An 18,434-nucleotide genomic window follows, 5' to 3' on the forward strand; every position below is an offset into this window, starting at 1 on the left:
CCGCTCCGTGCTGTGGGACGTGTACGGGCGGTGCGTCGGTTGCCCCGTCCCGGGGAGCACTCATCGCGTCAGGTGTCACCGGGATGACGCTCCTGACCGCAACTGTCATGATGTGCCGATGCACGCGTCTCAGGGGAGAAGCGCCGGCCTGGGACTCGCCCTCGCCTCGGCCTTCGCATTCGGTGGTTCTGGAGTGGCGGCCAAGCCGCTGATCGAGGCGGGACTCGACCCGCTCCACGTCGTCTGGCTGCGCGTCGCGGGCGCCGCGCTCGTCATGCTGCCGGTGGCCTGGCGCCACCGGGCGCTCGTGCGGAGCCGGCCCGTGCTGCTGCTCGGCTTCGGACTGCTCGCCGTCGCGGGCGTGCAAGCCTGCTATTTCGCCGCCATCTCCCGTATCCCGGTGGGCGTCGCGCTCCTCGTGGAATACCTCGCCCCGGCGCTCGTCCTCGGCTGGGTGCGCTTCGTGCAGCGGCGCCCGGTCACGCGGGCGGCGGCCCTCGGGGTCGTCCTCGCGGTCGGCGGACTCGCCTGCGTGGTCGAAGTATGGGCCGGGCTGAGCTTCGACGTGGTCGGGCTGGTCCTCGCGCTGGGCGCGGCCTGCTGCCAGGTCGGCTACTTCGTCCTCTCCGACCAGGGCGGCGGGGCCGAACCCCCGCACCCGGTCGGCGTCATCGCGTACGGACTGCTGATCGGCGCCCTCGTGCTCACCGTGATCGCCCGCCCCTGGGGCATGGACTGGTCGGTGCTCGGCGGCGACACGGCCATGGACGGCGCCGCGGTGCCGGCCTGGCTGCTGCTCGTCTGGATCGTGCTGCTGGCCACCGTCATCGCGTACGTCACCGGGGTGATCTCCGTACGCCTGCTCTCACCGGCCGTCGCGGGCGTCGTCGCCTGCCTGGAAGCGGTCATCGCGACCGTGCTCGCCTGGGTCCTCCTCGGCGAGCACCTGGCCGCCCCGCAGCTCGTCGGCGGCGCGCTCGTCCTGGCCGGCGCCCTCATCGCGCAGTCGTCCACACCCCGCCCGCCCTCCGGGCCGGTGGCCGCGGGGGCGGGGGCGCCGGACGTCGTCGGGGAGCGCGCCGACGCCCGTCTCTAGGGCAGGTACGCCGGTACGCCGATCGACGGGTCCAGGTCGTCCGCCGGGACCGGGGTGCCGTAGGCCGGGGCGACGGGGACGACGCCGGACCAGTACGGCAGGCCGAGGTCCCGGGGGTCGTCGTTCGGGCCGCCCGTGCGGATCTTGGCCGAGACCTCCCGCAGATCCAGCCGGACGACGGCGGTGGCGGCCAGCTCCTTGCCGTCGGCCGGGCGCGAGTCCTTCGAGCGGCCCGGCACCACCTGGTCCACGATCGCGTCCAGGGCGACGCGCCGCTCCTCCGGATCGGTCACGGTGTACGCGGTGCCGTGGACGACCACCGAGCGGTAGTTGAGCGAGTGGTGGAAGGCCGAGCGGGCCAGCACCAGGCCGTCCACATGGGTCACCGTCAGGCACACCGGCAGCCCCTCCTCGCTGCGCCCGGCCGTCCGCAGCGGTCGCGAGCCGGTCGAGCCGTGCACGTACAGCCGCTCGCCGACCCGGCCGAAGAGCGTCGGCAGCACGACCGGGGCGCCGTCGCGCACGAAGCCGAGGTGGCAGAGGTAGGCGGCGTCGAGTATCGAGTGGACCGTCTCCCGGTCGTACGCGGCGCGGTCCCGCGACCGGGTGGGTACGGTGCGGTCCGTCGGCTCGTATCCGGAAGAAGAGGCGTCCGGGGACGTGGTCTGCGGGGAAGCGGTCTCCGGCATTGCGTTCTCCATTGCACTAGTGCATACTGTTGTTTGTGCTAGGAGAGTATCGGATCAGTGGACGGCGTGCACAGGAAATTGCCGCCAGCGTCGAGCGCGGGGTCGGTTCGGGTGAGCTGCCGCCGGGGCATGTGCTGCCTCCCATGCGGGAGCTGGCGGCCCGCCTGGAGGTGAATCCGAACACCGTCGCGGCGGCCTACCGCACCCTGCGCGAGCGCGGGGTGATCGAGACGGCCGGGCGCCGGGGCAGCCGGATCAGGCCGCGCCCCGCGAGCACCGCGCGCGGTTCGATGCGGGTCGAGGCGCCGCCCGGGGTGCGGGACCTGGGCGACGGCAGCCCCGATCCGGCGCTGCTCCCGCGCCTGGGCGAGGCGTTCGCGTCCGTCGCCGAGGCGTACGCGCGCGAACCGGGGCTGTACGGGCAGGCGGCCGTGGACGCGGAGTTCGCCGCACTCGCGCGCGCCGCGATGGACGCCGACGGGGTGCCTGCCGGGCCGGTGGCCGCCGCCTCCGGTTCGCTGGACGCGATCGAGCGGGTGCTCACCGCCCACCTCAGACCCGGCGACCAGGTCGCGGTCGAGGACCCCGGCTGGGGCGGGCTCCTGGACTTGGTGCCCGCGCTCGGCATGCGGCCCGTGCCGATGGCGCTGGACGAGGACGGGCCGTTGCCGGACGCGCTCGAAGCGGCGCTCCAGGCGGGCGCGCGGGCGGTCGTTATCACGGATCGGGCGCAGAACCCGACCGGGGCCACGGTCTCCGCGGACCGGGCGGGGCGGCTGCGGGCGGTCCTCGCCCGGCACCCGGACGTCCTGCTCATCGAGGACGACCACGGCCACGCCATCGTGGACCAGCCGCTGTACCCGCTGGCCGGGTCCACGGGCCGGTGGGCGTTCGTCCGCTCGGTGGCCAAGGCGTACGGGCCGGACCTGCGGGTCGCGGTGCTGACCGGGGACGCGGTCACGGTCGACCGGGTGGCCGGCCGCCAGCGGCTCGGGCCCGGCTGGGTCAGCCGCCTGCTGCAACGGACCGTCGTGCACCTGTGGAGCACCGGCGCGGTGGACTCGCGCGAGGTGGCCCGGTCCTACGCCCGCCGCCGGGACGCCCTCGTCCGCGCGCTGGCGGAGCGCGGGGTTCCGGCGTACGGCCGCAGCGGGATGAACGTGTGGGTGCCGGTGAGCGACGAGACGGGGGCGGTGGCCCGGCTGTTGCAGGCGGGCTGGGCGGTGGCGCCCGGGGCCAGGTTCCGTATCGCCGCACCCCAGGCGGTCCGGATCACCGTCTCCCCGCTCACCGACGCCGATATCGCGCCGCTGGCCGACGCGGTGGCGGAGGCGGCGGGCCCGGCCAGGCCGCTGAGCTACGGGTGAGGGCCGGGCGTGACGGGTGAGGATCCGGCTTTACGGATGAGGCATCGGCCCCTCAGGCGCGCCGTCTGCTCTGGGTGAGCGCGGCACCGGCCAGGACGACGAGCGCGCCGACGGGGGTGTTCCAGCTCAACTGCTCCCCGAGCACGGCCACTCCGGCCGCCGTGGCGATGACCGGGATGAAGTAGGTGACCATCTGCGCGGTCGTCGGCCCGACCTCGTTGACCAGGCCGTACTGGAGCAGCACCGCGAGGCCCGTGCCCAGCGCCCCGAGCGCGACGACGGCCAGGGTGGGCAGGATCGGGAAGCTTCCGGGGACGGTGGTGAACAGCGGTGTGACGACCGCGAGTTGCGCGGCGCCCAGGAAGAGCTGGCTGCCGGTGAGCGCGAGGGTCGACGCGCCGCTGCCGGCCAGCGTCCGGCGCACGTAGATCCAGCCGATCGGATAGCTCAGCGAGGCCAGGAGCGCCATCGCCGTGCCGCTGAAGTCCAGCCCGGAGAAGCCCTGCCAGGCGCCGAGCACCGTCAGGACGCCGAGGAAGCCGAGGCCGAGACCGGCGACGCGGCGGCGGGTCGGCCGGTCCTCCGAGAGGGCGACGAGCGACAGCGCCATGCCCCAGAGCGGCGAGGTCGCGTTGCAGATGCCCGCCAGCGTGGACGGGATGGACAGCTCGGCGTAGGCGAACAGGGAGAACGGCAGCGCGTTCAGGAAGAACGCCGCCACCGCCAGGTGGCCCCAGGTCCGGGCCGAACGCGGCAGCCGCTCCCGCTTCACCACCATGACCACCGCCAGGACCGCCGTGCCCGACAGGAGCCGCCCCAGGGTCACTTGGAACGGGGCGTAGGCGTTGGTCCCCACCTTGATCAGGAGGAAGCTGAAGCCCCAGATCAGCGAGAGCGCCGCGAAACGCAGCCGCCAGTCCAGGGCGGGCCGCCGGGCGGGGGCGTCGGTGGGGGTGGTGGCGGAGGGCGGCGGTGCGGACGGTGCCGGGCACGGCTCGGGGGTGGCTCTCGGGGCGGTCGTGGCGCTCATGGTGACAACGATCGCCGCCCTTACCTCGTAGCACAAGTGAGAATTTGTGCGCGTCTTCGCGTAGCATCGCTTACATGTTGAACCTGGAGCGCCTGCGCACCCTCGACGCCCTGGCCAGACTCGGTTCGGTCAGCGGCGCCGCCGAAGGGCTGCACGTCACGACGTCGGCCGTCTCGCAGCAGATGGCGAAGCTGGAGCGCGAGGTCGGCCAGCAGCTCCTCGCCAGGAACGGGCGCGGGGTGCGGCTCACCGACGCCGGCCGACTGCTCGCCGACCACGCGGCCCGCATCCTCTCGCAGGTCGAGCTGGCCCAGTCCGACATCGAGGCCCAGCGCGGCGAGGTCGTGGGGGAGATCCGGCTCGGCGCCTTTCCCACGGCCGCGCGCGGCCTCTTCCCCGCGACGCTGCTCGCCCTGCGCACCGGCCACCCCGAACTGCGGGTGCGCACCCTGGAGCTGGAGCCCGAGGCCGGGATCCGGGCGGTGCTCCGAGGCGACATCGATCTCGCGGTGGTCCTGGACTGGAGCAACAAACGGCTCCCGGTGCCCGGCGGCCTGACCCGGGCCGAACTGCTGGACGACGCCCCGGACATCGCCATGCCGGCGGACCACCCGCTGGCCGGGTGCTCCGAAGTGGACCTGGAGGACTTCGCGGACGACGACTGGGTGTCCTGGCCCGAGGGCGAATTCTGTTACGACTGGCTGATGTTCACGCTCCGCTCCAAGGGCATCGAACCGCGCATCGCGCACCTCGCGGGCGAGCACCACACACAACTCGCCCTGATCGCGGCCGGGATGGGAGTCTGCGTGGCGCCCCGGCTGGGGCGCGGTCCGGTGCCCGACGGGGTGCGGCTGGTGCCGGTGCGCCAGCGGATGCGCCGCCATGTCCACGCGGTGTGGCGGACGGACGCGGACCGGCGCCCCTCGGTCCGCGCGGCGGTCGCGGCGCTGCGCGAGGCGGGGCGGGGGCTGGAGGAGCCCATGGGGCCGGAGAGCTGACCGGCCGCCCGGCCTGACCGGTCTGCCCGGCCCGCCCGTTCCGCCCGTCCCGCCCGGCCTGCGCGGTCGGGCCCCGCCCTCGCGCCGTACCGCCGTCAGACCCCAACGACTGCCGCAGGAAGTCCCGCTCAAGGTGCAGCAGCCCGCTCGCCGTGCGGTCACGCCCCACCAGATGGCCGGCCCCGGACAGCGGCAGCACCGTGTGCGGGCGGCCGGCGGCGAGCAGGGCCGAGGAGAGGCGCAGGGTGTGCGCCACGGTGACGTTGTCGTCGCCGAGCCCGTGCACCAGCATCAGCGGCCGGGTCAGCGAAGCGGCCTCGTTCAGCAGCGAGTTGCGGTCGTAGTTCTCCGGCAGCATGTCCGGGTGGCCCAGGAAGCGCTCCTCCCAGTGGGTGTCGTAGAGCCGCCGGTCCGCCGGGGCAGCGCCCGCCACCGCCGCGTGGAAGACCTCCGGGTGCCGGAGGACCGCCGCCGCCGCGAGATACCCGCTGAACGACCAGCCGCGCATCGCCACCCGGGTCAGGTCCAGCTCCGGGCGGACGGCGGCCACCGCGTGCAACGCGTCGATCTGGTCCTCCAGCACGGCCGTCAGGCGGTCGCCGTGCACCGACTTCTCCCACGCCTCGCCGCGCCCCGGCGTCCCCCGTCCGTCCGTGACGAGGACCGCGAACCCCTGCTCCGCGAACCACTGGGCCACCGCCGTCCACCACGTCCGCACCTTCAGCACGACCTGCATGCCGTGACCGGCGTACGGGCTCAGCAGCACCGGGAGCGGTCCGTGGCCGGGCCCGTGCCAGGACGGCAGGTAGAGGCGGCTGCGCAGCTCGCGCGCGCCGAGGCTCAGGGCCAGCGGGCGCGGGGTGACGAGCGGTTCCTCGGCCAGGACGGCGATCCGGCCCGCCTCCGCGCCGTCCCGCAGCACGGTCACCGTATGGCCGTCCGGCGTCCGGCTGTCGAGGACCACCACCGGGCCGCCGACCGCCGCGGTGTGCACACCGGGTGCGTCGGAGACCCGGGCCGGGCCGCCCCCGGTCCCGTCCCAGGACCAGACGTGGACCTCGGTGGGCTCGTCGCCGCCCGTGAAGTACACCCGCCCGTCCGCCGCCCCGAGCACCTCGCGCACCTCCAGGCCCGGGGGCGTCGGAACGCCGCCGATGTCCAGGCCCTGGGTGTCGCCGCCGGGATGGGCGGGTACGACGAGCGCCCCGGACGGCAGGCGCAGCGGGGTGCCCGGGCGCAGGGCCACCCAGGCCGAGTCGTGGGCGCGGTGCACGGTCGTCGTGTCCCCGGTCGCCTCGTCCACCGCCAGGACGCGCACGGTGCGCTGGTCCCGGGTCTGCACGGAGACCAGGGGCCCCCGGTCGTCCCAGTCCGCCGCCACCACGTACTCGAACGCCCGGTCCGTCCAGGCGCCTTCGGGGTGCCCGTCGCCCGCCGCCTCGGGGAGCCGGACGGGGGTGCGCGCGCCGGAGAGCCGCACGAGGTGCAGCGAGACCTTCGCGTTGGGGGTCCCGGCGGCCGGGTACGCCAGTTCGCGGGCGGGCGCTCGGGGTGCGCGGGGTCGGTGAGGAAGCGGCGCCGGACGCCGGAGGTGTCGGTGCGGGCGACCAGGAGGGCGTCGCCGCGCGGGGACCACCAGTAGCCGCGCGTACGGCCGATGGACTCCTGCGAGACGTAGTCGGACAGGCCGAAGGTGATGTGCTCCCCGTCCGGTCCGGCGAGCGCGCGGTCGCCGGTGCCGTCCGCCCGTACCGTACGCAGCGCGCCGCCGGAGACGTACGCGATCAGCGAGCCGTCGGGGGAGGGGCGGGGATCCACGGCTGGTCCGGCCGTCGGCAGCCGGCGGGGCGCGGAGCCATCGAGGGGGACCACCCAGAGGGTGCCCGCGAGGGCGAGGGCCGCCAGGCGCACCGAGGCGTCGGTGGCGTACGAGACGACGCCGGACGATGTCTCGTGGGCGCGTTCGCGCCGGGCCCGCTCCTCCGGCGGGACCTCGCCGGGGGCCTCCTGCGCGAAGCCCGGTCCGAGCGGGTCGGCGAGCAGCCGCTCCTCGCCGTTCTCGTACAGCCAGAGCCGGCTCACCGGGTCGGTGCCCGAGGTGCCCCGGACGAACAGGACCCGTTCGCCGTCCGGGGAGACGGTGAACTGCCGGGGCACGCCCAGCGAGAAGCGCCGGGTGCGGGCGAACTGGTCGGGGAAGAGGTCGGCGGGCGAGCCGGAGGGGGCTGTCATCTCGACACCATGACAGGTGGTGCGGCGCGGAAGCCGTCCGGGGCCCGCCGGGCCCCGGACGGCCGCGATCAGTGCGCGGCGGGCGCGGCCTGCTGGGCCGCCGCCGTCTCCTCCGCCAGGCGCTCCATGCCGCTCTGGGTGCGCAGCGGCTTCTCCTTGATGAAGAGGACCGCGACGAGCGCCAGGAAGGCGAAGGGGGCGCCGATCAGGAAGACGTCGGCGGTGGCGACGCCGTACGCGTTCTCCACGATGACGCGCGCCGGCTCCGGCAGCTTGCTGAGTTCGGGGACACCGCCGCCGGTGCCGCCGCCGGCCGCCCCGCCGAAGCCCTTCTCCAGCTCCTCGGCCACCCGGTGGCCGAGGACCGCACCGAGCGCGCTCGTACCGATGGCGCCGCCGAGGCTGCGGAAGAACGACAGGACCGAGGTGGCCGCACCGAGTTCGGAGGCGGGCACGTCGTTCTGGGCGGCCAGGACGAGGTTCTGCATCAGCATGCCGACGCCGACGCCGAGGACCACCATGTAGACGCTGAGCAGGGCGAACGAGGAGTCGGCGCCGATCGTGGAGAGCAGGCCCATGCCCGCGGTCATGATGACGCCGCCCGCGATGAGGAAGCCCTTCCACTTGCCCCGCGCGGAGATGATCTGGCCGGCCACGGTGGTCGAGATCATCAGACCGAGGATCATCGGCAGGCTCATCAGGCCCGCGATCGTCGGGGACTTGCCCAGCGAGATCTGGAAGTACTGCGAGAGGAACACCGTGCCGCCGAACATGGCGACACCGACCAGCAGGCTCGCCACGGTCGTCAGCGCCACCGTGCGGTTGCGGAAGATGTCCAGCGGGATGATCGGCTCGGCCACCCGGGACTCGACCCACACCGCGGCGGCCAGCAGGACCACACCGGCGGAGACGAGCGCGGCGGTCTGCCAGGACGCCCAGTCGAAGTTGTTGCCCGCGAGGGTCACCCACAGCAGCAGCGAGCTGACGCCGCTCATGATGAGCACGGCGCCGACGTAGTCGATCCTCACCTCGCGGCGGATCGTCGGCAGCTTCAGGGTCAGCTGGAGCAGCACGATCGCGAGCAGTGCGAACGGCACACCGATGAAGAAGCACCAGCGCCAGCCCAGCCAGGAGGTGTCCACCAGGACCCCTCCGATCAGCGGGCCCGCGACCGTCCCGACGGCGAAGACGGCGCCGAAGATGCCGGAGTATCGGCCGAGTTCGCGCGGCGGGATGATCGCCGCCATCACGACCTGGGCGAGCGCGGTGAGACCGCCCGCGCCGATGCCCTGCACGACACGGCTGACGATGAGCAGTCCGACACTGTGCGAGAAGCCGGCGACGAGCGAACCGACGACAAACATCGACAGCGAGAGCTGGATGAGCAGCTTCTTGTCGTACAGGTCGGAGAGCTTGCCCCAGATCGGCACGGTCGCCGTCATGGCGAGCAGTTCGGCCGTGACCACCCAGGTGTACGAGGACTGGGTGCCGTGCAGGTCGGCGATGATCCGGGGCAGGGCGTTGGAGACGACCGTGGAAGCCAGGATGGCGACGAACATGCCGGCCATCAGGCCCGACATGGCCTGGAGTATCTGGCGGCGCGTCATGCCTGACGCGGCCCCCTCGGTCGTACCGGCGGCGCCGGTTTCGGGTGTGACGGCAGCGGTCATCGGCTGACGTTCCTCATTCTCTGGTGACTGGCTCCGCGCCCGGTGGTGCGCGCGCGGAGGGTGGTGCGGTGGGGCGGCTCAGCCCTTCAGACCGGCGGCCAGCGAGGCGAACGCCTCGCGGTACAGGCTCTGGAAGGTGCGGGTACGGCCCGTGGCCACCCAGACCTCGACCGCGGCCCGCACGGCGGCGACGGCCGCATGCGCGAGGAGCCGGGGATACAGGTCGGTCTCGGGGTCCTGGCCGAGGCGTTCGGCGACGACGGCGACCATCGCGGTCTCGTCGGCGCCCCGGGCGGCCAGGAAGTTGGGGAGCAGCGCCGGGCTCTTCTTCAGCACCTCCAGCTGGAGCTCCCAGCGCTCGTGGTCCTCCTCGATGGAGGCGAGCTCCTGCGCGATGGCCTCGCTGAGGGCGTCGAGCGCGGTCAGGTGCTCGGGCGCGTTGAGCACGGCCCGGCGGGTCCGCTCGGCGGTCTCCTGGACGGGGCGCGTGATCGCGTCCTCCAGGCACGGGAAGTAGTTGAAGAACGTGCGCACGGAGACCCCGACGGCAGCCGTGACCGCTTCCACGGTCACCTGCTCGAAGCCCCGGTCCGCGGCCATGCGCAGCGCCGCGCCCGCCAGGGCGTCACGCGTGGCGCGCTTCTTGCGTTCACGCAGCCCCAGGGGCGGGTCGTCGCTCATGAAGGTGCATGCTATGCAATTTTGCAGGCTGGGCAAAATTTCAGGACGGCGCCTGCGGGAGGGCCTACCGGGAGGCCGGGAGCGTCGGGAGGATCTTCTCCACGATGCCGAGGATGACGTCGTCCTCGGGCAGGACCGCCCCGGACTCGCTCCACACGGTGAAGTCGAAGGTGCCGCCCGGGTCCTTCCGGTCGAGGGCCACGGTCAGCGTCCTCGCCAGAGGGCCTTCCGTGGCGGGTCCGCTCGACCCCTCGCCGCCGATGCGGAACTGCATGAGGTGGTCCGAGGTGAAGACCGCGGGCCGGCCGAGGACCTTGTCCGCCCGGTGGTCCAGCGTCTGGGGCGCCAGCACCTTCGTGTACAGGGCGACCGTCATCTCGTTGTACGTGGCCGACAACTCCACGGTGTACGTGTCGAACTGGACCCGGGCCTCCGATTCGGCGACCTTGTCGGCGGTCAGGGACGCGGTGCCGCTGTTTCCGTACGCCACCAGCGGTGCTTCACCGGGCGTGCCGAGGAGGGTCGCCAGGTCGGAGCGGTTGAGCGCCTTGCACAGGTCGCCGCCGGTGACCGCCCCCGGCGTCAGGGCGTACGCCTTCGGCAGCTTCTTCCCGGCGGCGTGGTCCGAGCAGGTGGCGGGCTTCTCCCCGGCGGTGGCGCTGCCGTCCCCCGTGACGCGGGGAGCCAGCCACACCGCGCCCACGAGGGCCCCGACCAGGGCCAGTGCCACGAAGACCTGGGCGGCGGCGTTGGGTTCCTTCTTCTCCGGCGCCGGCGGAGCGGGCGCGGGAGCAACGGCCGGCGCGGGGCCGGCCGGTCCGGGCTGCGGCGCCGGGGCGGCCGCCACCGCGCTCCTGCGGGCGCGCCAGGCGTGGCGCACCGTTTGGATGCGGAACGCGGTGAAGGCGAGGACGGCCAGGCCGAGACCCGCCATGAGCCAGTTGGTCTCGTACGCGGCGCGGATCGTGATGCCCACCCCGAAGAGGGAGCCGCCCAGGATGAGCAGAGGTTCGCGTACCCAGAAGGGCAGAACGCGGAGTATGAGACCGAGCATCCGGTGATCTCACCAGAGTGTGATCAGCTGCGCAATGGAGTTCCGGGACCGGTGGTCCCGCCGGCCCGGCGGCACCACCGGTCCCGGAAGGTCAGGCGCCCGCCCTCCGCTTGTTCCACACGTCGAAGCCGACCGCGGCCAGCAGCACCAGGCCCTTGATGACCTGCTGCCAGTCGGTGCCGACGCCCACCAGGTTCATGCCGTTGTTGAGCACACCGAGGACCAGGCCGCCGATGATGGCGCCCAGCACGGTGCCCACACCGCCGCTCATCGAGGCCCCGCCGATGAACGCGGCGGCGATGGCCTCCAGTTCGAAGTTCACGCCCGCCTTCGGCGAGGCCGCGTTGAAGCGCGCCGCGAAGACGAGACCGGCCAGCGCCGCGAGCATCCCCATGTTGAGGAAGACCGCGAAGGTCACCTTGCGGTCCTTGACCCCGGACAGCTTCGCGGCCGGCAGGTTGCCGCCGATCGCGTACACATGGCGGCCGATGACCGCGTTCCGCATCACGTATCCGAAGCCGACCAGCAGCACGGCCAGGATCAGCAGCACCACCGGCGCGCCCTTGTAGCTCGCCAGCAGCAGGGTGGTGACCAGCACGGCGGCGACCAGCGCCGTCACCTTCAGCGTGAACAGGCTCGTCGGCAGGGTCTCCAAGGTGAACTCGCGCTGCCGCCGGCGGTCCCGCAGCTCCTGGAACACCACATACGCGGCCAGCCCCAGGCCCAGCAGCAGGGTGATGTTGTGGTAGTTGGTCTCCGGTCCCACCTCGGGCAGGAAGCCGTTGGCGACCCGCTGCATGCCCTCAGGGAACGGGCCGAGCGTCTGGCCCTTGAGGAAGATCTCCGTCAGCCCCCGGAACAGCAGCATGCCCGCGAGCGTCACGATGAACGACGGGATGCCGACGTACGCGATGAAGAAGCCCTGGAGCGCTCCCGCGACGGCCCCGAGCAGCAGGGTGAGGACTACGGCGACCGGCCAGGCCACATGGTGCTCGACCATGAGCACCGCCCCGACGCCCCCGACCAGCGCCATCAGGGAGCCCACCGACAGGTCGATGTGCCCCGAGATGATGACGATCATCATGCCGATGGCCAGGATCAGGATGTAGCTGTTCTGGAGCACCAGGTTGGAGACGTTGCGCGGCAGCAGCAGGTCGCCCCCCGTCCACACCTGGAACAGCAGCACGATCAGGCCGAGCGCGAAGAGCATGCCGTACTGGCGCATGTTCCGCCGTACGCCGTCCAGGAGCACCCGGACGACCGGGACCCCCGTCGGCGGTGCCCCGCCCTCGCCCGACGGTGGTGTGGCTTTCGTGTGCGTGCTGACGTCGGTGCTCATGACTGCTGTCCTTCGGGTGGTACGGAGGTGGTGTCCTGGGTCATGTGCCGCATCAGCACTTCCTGGGTTGCGTCCGCGCGGGCGACCTCGCCGGTCAGCCGGCCGGCGGCCATGGTGTACACGCGGTCGCACATGCCGAGCAGTTCGGGCAGTTCGGAGGAGATGAAGAGGATCGCCTTGCCCTCGGCGGCGAGCCGGTCGATCACGGTGTAGATCTCGAACTTGGCGCCCACGTCCACACCGCGCGTGGGCTCGTCCAGGACGAGGACGTCCGGACCGGTGAGGATCCACTTGCTGAGGACGACCTTCTGCTGGTTGCCGCCGGAGAGCCGGCCGACCGGTTCGAGGACGTTCGGCGTCTTGATGTTCATGCTCCGCCGGTACCGCTCGGCCACCTTGCGTTCCTCGTGGCCGTCCACCACCCCGCGCCGGGCGAGCGCGCCGAGCGAGGCGAGCGAGATGTTGCGGCCCACCGAGTCCCCGAGATCGAGGCCGTAGTGCTTGCGGTCCTCGGTGACGTACGCGATGCCGTGGGCGACCGCCTCGGGCACCGTACGGGTACGCACCTCGCGGCCGTCCCTGAGGACGGAGCCCCGCTCGTAATGCCCGTACGAGCGCCCGAAGACGCTCATCGCCAGCTCGGTCCGGCCGGCGCCCATCAGCCCGGCGATGCCCACGATCTCGCCGCGCCGGACCTGGAGCGAGACCCCGTCGACCACCTTGCGGGTGCGGTCGAGCGGATGACGCACCGTCCAGTCCCGGATCTCCAGGGCGGGTTGGGCGTCGGTCTCGCCGGTGTACGGGGTGCGGTCGGGGAAGCGGCTGTCGAGGTCCCGGCCCACCATGCCGCGGATGATGCGTTCCTCGGTGGTGGCCGGGTCGTTGACGTCCAGGGTCTCGATGGACCGCCCGTCGCGCAGGATGGTGACGGAGTCCGCGATCCGGGCGATCTCGTTCAGCTTGTGCGAGATGATGATCGAGGTGATGCCCTGGTCCTTCAGCTCCCGCATCAGCCGCAGCAGCTTCGCGCTGTCCTCGTCGTTGAGCGCGGCGGTCGGCTCGTCCAGGATCAGCAGCCGGACGTCCTTCGCCAGCGCCTTCGCGATCTCCACCAACTGCTGCTTGCCGACACCGATGTCGGCGACCCGGGTCTCCGGATGGTCGTCCAGGCCGACCCGCTTGAGTAGCGCGGACGCCCGGCGCAGCGACTCGCGCCAGTCGATGATCCCGCGCCGGGCCGGCTCGTTGCCCAGGAAGACGTTCTCGGCGATCGACAGATGGGGGACGAGCGCGAGTTCCTGGTGGATGATGACGATCCCGCGCTGCTCGCTGGCCCGGATGTCCTTGAAGCGGCACGGTTCGCCGTCGAAGAGGATCTCGCCCTCGTACGAGCCGTGCGGGTGGACGCCGGAGAGCACCTTCATGAGCGTCGACTTGCCGGCGCCGTTCTCCCCGCACAGGGCGTGCACCTCGCCGCGCCGCACGGACAGGGTCACCTCGGAGAGCGCCCTGACGCCGGGGAACGTCTTGACGATGGAGCGCATGTCGAGGACCGGTCCTGGCACGGCGGGGGAGTCGGGCGCGGCGGCCGTCACCCCAGCTCCTTGGCGTCGATGTAGCCGGAGTCGACCAGGATCTTCCGGTAGTTCGACTTGTCGACGCTGACCGGGTCGAGCAGGAAGGCGGGCACGACCTTCTTGCCGTTGTTGTACGTCGATTCGTCGTTGACCTCGGGCTTCTTGCCGTTGAGGACCGCGGTCACCATGTCCGCCGCGACCTGGGCCAGGGCACGGGTGTCCTTGTAGACGGTCTGGGTCTGCTGGCCCGCGATGATCGACTTCACCGAGGCGACCTCCGCGTCCTGACCGGTGACGACCGGGAGCGGCTTCGCCTTGCTGCCGTAGTCGTCGGACTTCAGGGCGGACAGGATGCCGATGGAGATGCCGTCGTACGGGGAGAGCACCGCGTCGACGTGTGCGGTGGAGTACGCGGAGGTCAGCAGGTCGTCCATGCGCTTCTGCGCGGTGCCGCCGTCCCAGCGCAGCGTGGTGACCTGGTTGAGCCGGGTCTGCTTGGAGCGCACGACCAGCTGCTTCTTGTCGAAGTAGGGCTTCAGCACCTTCATGGCGCCGTTGAAGAAGTACTTCGTGTTGTTGTCGTCGTTGGACCCGGCGAACAGCTCGATGTTGAACGGGCCCTTCTTCGCGCCGCTCTTCAGCCCCAGCTTGTCGACGATGTACGTGGCCTGGAGCTCGCCGACCTTCTCGTTGTCGAAGGAGGCGTAGTAGTCGACGTGCGGGGAGCCCAGGATGAGCCGGTCGTACGAGATCACGGGGATGTCGGCGTCCGCGGCCTGCTGGAGGACGTTGGACAGGGCCTCGCCGTTGATGGCGGCCACGACCAGCGCGTCGACGCCCTGCGTGATCATGTTCTCGATCTGGGCGACCTGCTGGTCGGGATCGTCCTCGCCGTACTGGAGTGTGGTGGCGAACCCGGCCTTCTTGAGGCTCGCGGTCATGTTCTTGCCGTCGGCGATCCACCGCTCGGAGGACTTGGTGGGCATGGCTATGCCGATGGTGACGTCCTTCTTGTCCTTCTTCTCCTGGCTCCCTCCTTCGCTGTCCTGTCCGCAGGCGGTGAGGAGCAGGGCGCAGCCGGTGGTCACCGCCACGAGGGCGGACGCGGCTCGGAAGTTCTTCATGGGCATGACCTGACAATCCCGTCGTGGCGGTGGCCTTGGTGGAGCTCGATTGTTAGCGCTCGCATCTAGGCCGTGCAAGGGGCCTTCGCGTCTTTTCTTGCGCCGCCGCGCGGCCGTAACCGGAGGAAAGGGAGGTAATCGTGGCGCATCCCGAAGGTTCAACCGGTCGCCCGCGCTACGCGCGGAGTCGGGTGTCATCGCCGGGCCGGCCCGGCACGGCAAAAGCGCACACACCTCTTGCCCCCAGAGATTGTGAGCGCTAACAATCACCAGGGGCCGTTGTCGCCCCGCTCACCCCTGACGAGAGAGACCGCATCGTGACGCCACACGCCTCCTCCGGCCCCGCCGAACGTCACCATCCCGACGCCTGCACGGTCGGAGTGGACTTCGGGACCCTTTCCGGGCGCGCCGTGGTGGTCAGGGTCCGCGACGGCGCCGAACTCGGCTCGGCGGTCCACGACTACCGCCACGCCGTCATCGAGGACCGCCTCCCGCTCACCGGCGTACCGCTGCCCCCCGACTGGGCGTTGCAACACCCCGAGGACTGGCGCGACGTGCTCCGCACCGCGGTCCCGGCGGCGGTCGAGGCAGCCGGAATCGACCCGGCCCGCGTCATCGGCATCGCCACCGACTTCACCGCCTGCACGGTCCTGCCGGCCACCGCCGAGGGCATCCCGCTCGCCCTGCTCCCCGCATGGTCCGACCGCCCGCACGCCTGGCCGAAGCTGTGGAAGCACCACGCCGCGCAGGAGCAGGCCGACCGCATCAACGCCCTCGCGCACGACCGGGGCGAGAAGTGGATCAGCCGGTACGGGGGCCGGATCTCCTCCGAGTGGCAGTTCGCCAAGGCCCTCCAGGTGCTGGAGGAGGACCCCGCTGTCTACGCCGCCTGCGCGCGCTGGATCGAGGCGGCCGACTGGATCGTCTGGCAGCTCACCGGTGCCGAATCGCGCAACACCTGCACCGCCGGCTACAAGGGCATCCACCAGGACGGCGCCTACCCGTCACCCGACTACCTCGGCCGACTGCACCCCGACTTCGCGGACTTCCCCGCCACCCGCCTCGACCACCCGCTCGCGCCCCTGGGCTCCCGCGTCGGCGGCCTGAGCAGCTGCGCCGCCGCCTGGACCGGTCTGCCCGAGGGCATCGCCGTGGCCGCGGGCAACGTGGACGCGCATGTGGCGGCCCCCGCCGCCAGAGCCGTCGAGAACGGGCGGCTGCTCGCCATCATGGGCACCTCCACCTGCCATGTCCTCAACGGCGCCACCCTCGCCGACGTCCCCGGCATCTGCGGGGTCGTCGAAGGCGGCATCGTGGACGGCGCCTACGGCTACGAGGCCGGGCAGAGCGCGGTCGGCGACATCTTCGCCTGGTGGCTCCGGCAGGGCGTACCGGACGACTACCGCACCGAGGCCAGGGACACCGGCGAGGACCTGCACCAGCTTCTGACCCGCAAGGCCGCCGGACAGCCGGTCGGAGCGCACGGACTGGTCGCCCTCGACTGGATGAACGGCAACCGCTCCACCCTGGTCGACCACCACCTCTCCGGGGTCGTCGCCGGGCTCACCCTCGACACCCGGCCCGAGGACGTCTACCTCGCCCTCCTCGAATCCACCGCGTACGGCACCCGGGTGATCGTGGAGGCGTTCGAGGCCGGCGGAATCCCCGTCGAGGAGTTCATCGTCACCGGCGGGCTGAGGAAGAACGCCCTCCTCATGCAGATCTACGCCGACGTCCTGCGCCGCCCCGTCTCCCTCGGCACCTCCGAGCAGGGGCCCGCCCTCGGCTCCGCCATCCACGCCGCCGTCGCCGCGGGCGCCCACCCGGACGTCCGGACCGCCGCCGCCGCGATGGGCAGCGTCCAGCGGCACGCGTACACCCCGGACCCCGGCCGGGCGGACGCCTACGACGCGCTGTTCCGCGAATACCGCGCCCTGCACGACCACTTCGGCACCGGCGCCGACCTCCTCCTGCACCGCCTGCGCCGCATCCGCAACACCGCGCGCACCGCCACCGCCGGCTGACCGGCAAGACCTTCCTTTCCCGTACCACGAGGAGCACACCCGACATGACGCTCGCCCAGCCCGACCGTGAGATCTGGTTCCTCACCGGGAGCCAGTCCCTCTACGGCGACGAGACCCTGGCCCAGGTCGCCGACCAGTCACGGGTCATCCGCGACACCCTCGCGGACCAGCCGCAGCTGACGGTGCGCGTGGTCTGGAAGCCCGTCCTCACCGACGCGGCCGCCATCCGCAGGGTCTGTCTCGACGCGAACGCCGACGACCGGTGCATCGGCCTCATCGCCTGGATGCACACCTTCTCCCCGGCCAAGATGTGGATCGCCGGCCTCGACGCGCTCAGCAAACCACTGCTCCACCTGCACACCCAGGCCAACCGCCGACTGCCCTGGTCCACCATCGACATGGACTTCATGAACCTGAACCAGGCCGCCCACGGCGACCGCGAGTTCGGCTTCGTGCAGACCCGCCTCGGCGTCCCCCGCAAGACCGTCGCCGGCCATGTCACCACCCCCGAGGTGGTCGACCGCATCGCCGGCTGGGCGCGCGCCGCCGCGGGCCGCGCCGAACTGTCCGGCCTCAGGCTCGCCCGGTTCGGCGACAACATGCGCGACGTCGCCGTCACCGAGGGCGACAAGGTCGAGGCCCAGCTGCGGTTCGGCGTCTCGGTCAACACCTACGGCGTCAACGACCTGGTCACCGCCGTCGACGCCGCCGACGAGGACACCGTCACCGCGCTCGTCAAGGAGTACCAGGACCTCTACGCCCTCGCCCCCGAGCTGCGGCCGGGCGGCGAGCGCCACGACTCCCTGCGCTATGCCGCCCGCATCGAGGCCGGACTGCGCGCGTTCCTCACCGAGGGCGGCTTCCGCGCCTTCACCACGAACTTCGAGGACCTCGGCGGTCTGCGCCAGCTCCCCGGGCTCGCCGTCCAGCGCCTGATGGCCGACGGCTACGGCTTCGGCGGGGAGGGCGACTGGAAGACCTCCGTCCTGCTGCGCACCCTCAAGGCCATGGCGCACGGGCTGCCCGGCGGCACGTCGTTCATGGAGGACTACACCTACGACCTGACGCCCGGCCAGGAACTGATCCTCGGCGCCCACATGCTGGAGGTGTGCCCCTCGCTGACCACGGCGACCCCCAGCTGCGAGATCCACCCGCTGTCCATCGGCGGCCGGGAGGACCCGGTCCGGCTCGTCTTCGACGCGGCCCCCGGCCCCGCCGTGGTCGTCGGGCTCGCGGACATGGGCGACCGCTTCCGGCTCGTCGCCAACCACATCGACGTCGTCACCCCGCCGGAGCCGCTGCCGAAACTGCCGGTGGCCCGCGCCGTGTGGCGGCCCAGCCCCGATCTGCGCACCTCCACCGAGGCCTGGCTGACGGCCGGGGCACCGCACCACACCGTCCTCACCACCGCGCTCGGCGGCGAGGAGCTGGAAGACCTCGCCGAGATGCTGCGCACCGAACTCGCCGTCATCGACCGGGACACCACCGTCCGGCGCTTCACCCGCGAACTGCGCTGGAACCAGGCGTACCACCGGCTGGCCCAGAGCCTGTGA

Annotated in this window: 13 protein-coding genes and 1 pseudogene; 5 read left to right on the plus strand and 9 right to left on the minus strand. The window is 72.2% G+C overall.

The genetic code is table 11. The annotated features are described in order from the left end of the window. Positions 1-118: 118 nt before the first annotated feature. Entirely contained in the window at positions 119-1,096 is a 978-nt protein-coding gene (locus NEH16_RS27305; RefSeq protein WP_265545543.1) for an EamA family transporter, read from the plus strand. Here the strand turns inward: NEH16_RS27305 and NEH16_RS27310 are convergent. After that, positions 1,093-1,785, minus strand: coding sequence for a pyridoxamine 5'-phosphate oxidase family protein (locus NEH16_RS27310; protein ID WP_265545546.1), 693 nt, complete (start codon positions 1,783-1,785; stop codon positions 1,093-1,095). The genes NEH16_RS27305 and NEH16_RS27310 overlap by 4 nt on opposite strands. 35 nt (positions 1,786-1,820) lie before the next feature. Here NEH16_RS27310 and NEH16_RS27315 point away from each other — a divergent pair, with 35 nt between their 5' ends. Beyond that, on the plus strand, positions 1,821-3,152 hold the full coding sequence (locus NEH16_RS27315) for an aminotransferase class I/II-fold pyridoxal phosphate-dependent enzyme (RefSeq protein WP_265545547.1): 1,332 nt from the start codon (positions 1,821-1,823) through the stop codon (positions 3,150-3,152). Between the two features lie 52 nt (positions 3,153-3,204). On the opposite strand, the gene NEH16_RS27320 is transcribed toward NEH16_RS27315, so the two are convergent. After that, entirely contained in the window at positions 3,205-4,182 is a 978-nt protein-coding gene (locus NEH16_RS27320; protein ID WP_265545549.1) for a DMT family transporter, read from the minus strand. A gap of 74 nt (positions 4,183-4,256) precedes the next feature. Between NEH16_RS27320 and NEH16_RS27325 the strand changes: the two genes are divergently transcribed. Beyond that, a complete protein-coding gene (locus NEH16_RS27325) occupies positions 4,257-5,180 on the plus strand; it encodes a LysR family transcriptional regulator (protein WP_265545551.1) in 924 nt (307 codons plus the stop codon). 97 nt (positions 5,181-5,277) lie between these two features. Here NEH16_RS27325 and NEH16_RS27330 read toward each other — a convergent pair. The 7 genes and pseudogenes from NEH16_RS27330 to chvE form a co-directional block, all read right to left on the minus strand. Continuing rightward, positions 5,278-7,412 (minus strand): annotated as a pseudogene (locus tag NEH16_RS27330) (prolyl oligopeptidase family serine peptidase); the annotation flags it as partial. 68 nt (positions 7,413-7,480) lie between these two features. After that, positions 7,481-9,082, minus strand: coding sequence for an MDR family MFS transporter (locus tag NEH16_RS27335; protein WP_265545552.1), 1,602 nt, complete (start codon positions 9,080-9,082; stop codon positions 7,481-7,483). A 78-nt stretch (positions 9,083-9,160) separates the two neighbouring features. Beyond that, positions 9,161-9,763, minus strand: coding sequence for a TetR family transcriptional regulator (locus NEH16_RS27340; RefSeq protein WP_073969004.1), 603 nt, complete (start codon positions 9,761-9,763; stop codon positions 9,161-9,163). 64 nt (positions 9,764-9,827) lie between these two features. After that, positions 9,828-10,817 carry a DUF6215 domain-containing protein gene (locus NEH16_RS27345; RefSeq protein WP_265545553.1) on the minus strand — a complete coding sequence of 330 codons (990 nt, stop codon included), beginning with the start codon at positions 10,815-10,817 and terminating at the stop codon, positions 9,828-9,830. 91 nt (positions 10,818-10,908) lie between these two features. After that, on the minus strand, positions 10,909-12,156 hold the full coding sequence (mmsB, locus tag NEH16_RS27350; protein WP_265545554.1) for a multiple monosaccharide ABC transporter permease: 1,248 nt from the start codon (positions 12,154-12,156) through the stop codon (positions 10,909-10,911). After that, positions 12,153-13,700, minus strand: a complete 1,548-nt coding sequence (gene mmsA / locus NEH16_RS27355) for a multiple monosaccharide ABC transporter ATP-binding protein (protein WP_276104315.1) — start codon at positions 13,698-13,700, stop codon at positions 12,153-12,155. Before mmsA ends, mmsB begins: the two co-directional genes overlap by 4 nt. Positions 13,701-13,747: 47 nt before the next feature. Next, the gene (gene chvE, locus NEH16_RS27360; RefSeq protein ID WP_073969051.1) at positions 13,748-14,857 is read right to left on the minus strand and encodes a multiple monosaccharide ABC transporter substrate-binding protein; all 1,110 of its coding nucleotides are present in this window, start codon (positions 14,855-14,857) and stop codon (positions 13,748-13,750) included. Between the two features lie 317 nt (positions 14,858-15,174). Here chvE and araB point away from each other — a divergent pair, with 317 nt between their 5' ends. Beyond that, positions 15,175-16,881: a ribulokinase gene (gene araB / locus NEH16_RS27365; protein WP_265545556.1), complete on the plus strand. Its 1,707-nt coding sequence runs from the start codon at positions 15,175-15,177 to the stop codon at positions 16,879-16,881. A gap of 44 nt (positions 16,882-16,925) precedes the next feature. Beyond that, a complete protein-coding gene (gene araA, locus NEH16_RS27370) occupies positions 16,926-18,434 on the plus strand; it encodes an L-arabinose isomerase (protein ID WP_265545557.1) in 1,509 nt (502 codons plus the stop codon).

The organism is Streptomyces drozdowiczii (assembly GCF_026167665.1).
Classification (GTDB): Bacteria; Actinomycetota; Actinomycetes; order Streptomycetales; family Streptomycetaceae; genus Streptomyces; species Streptomyces drozdowiczii_A.

Coding starts and splice junctions, on each gene's coding strand:
- mmsA (WP_276104315.1), bottom strand. CDS start 13,700: ATGCGCTCCATCGTCAAGACGTTCCCCGGCGTCAGGGCGCTCTCCGAG.
- NEH16_RS27340 (WP_073969004.1), bottom strand. CDS start 9,763: ATGAGCGACGACCCGCCCCTGGGGCTGCGTGAACGCAAGAAGCGCGCC.
- NEH16_RS27345 (WP_265545553.1), bottom strand. CDS start 10,817: ATGCTCGGTCTCATACTCCGCGTTCTGCCCTTCTGGGTACGCGAACCT.
- NEH16_RS27325 (WP_265545551.1), top strand. CDS start 4,257: ATGTTGAACCTGGAGCGCCTGCGCACCCTCGACGCCCTGGCCAGACTC.
- araA (WP_265545557.1), top strand. CDS start 16,926: ATGACGCTCGCCCAGCCCGACCGTGAGATCTGGTTCCTCACCGGGAGC.
- chvE (WP_073969051.1), bottom strand. CDS start 14,857: ATGAAGAACTTCCGAGCCGCGTCCGCCCTCGTGGCGGTGACCACCGGC.
- mmsB (WP_265545554.1), bottom strand. CDS start 12,156: ATGAGCACCGACGTCAGCACGCACACGAAAGCCACACCACCGTCGGGC.
- NEH16_RS27335 (WP_265545552.1), bottom strand. CDS start 9,082: ATGACCGCTGCCGTCACACCCGAAACCGGCGCCGCCGGTACGACCGAG.
- NEH16_RS27310 (WP_265545546.1), bottom strand. CDS start 1,785: ATGCCGGAGACCGCTTCCCCGCAGACCACGTCCCCGGACGCCTCTTCT.
- NEH16_RS27305 (WP_265545543.1), top strand. CDS start 119: ATGCACGCGTCTCAGGGGAGAAGCGCCGGCCTGGGACTCGCCCTCGCC.
- NEH16_RS27320 (WP_265545549.1), bottom strand. CDS start 4,182: ATGAGCGCCACGACCGCCCCGAGAGCCACCCCCGAGCCGTGCCCGGCA.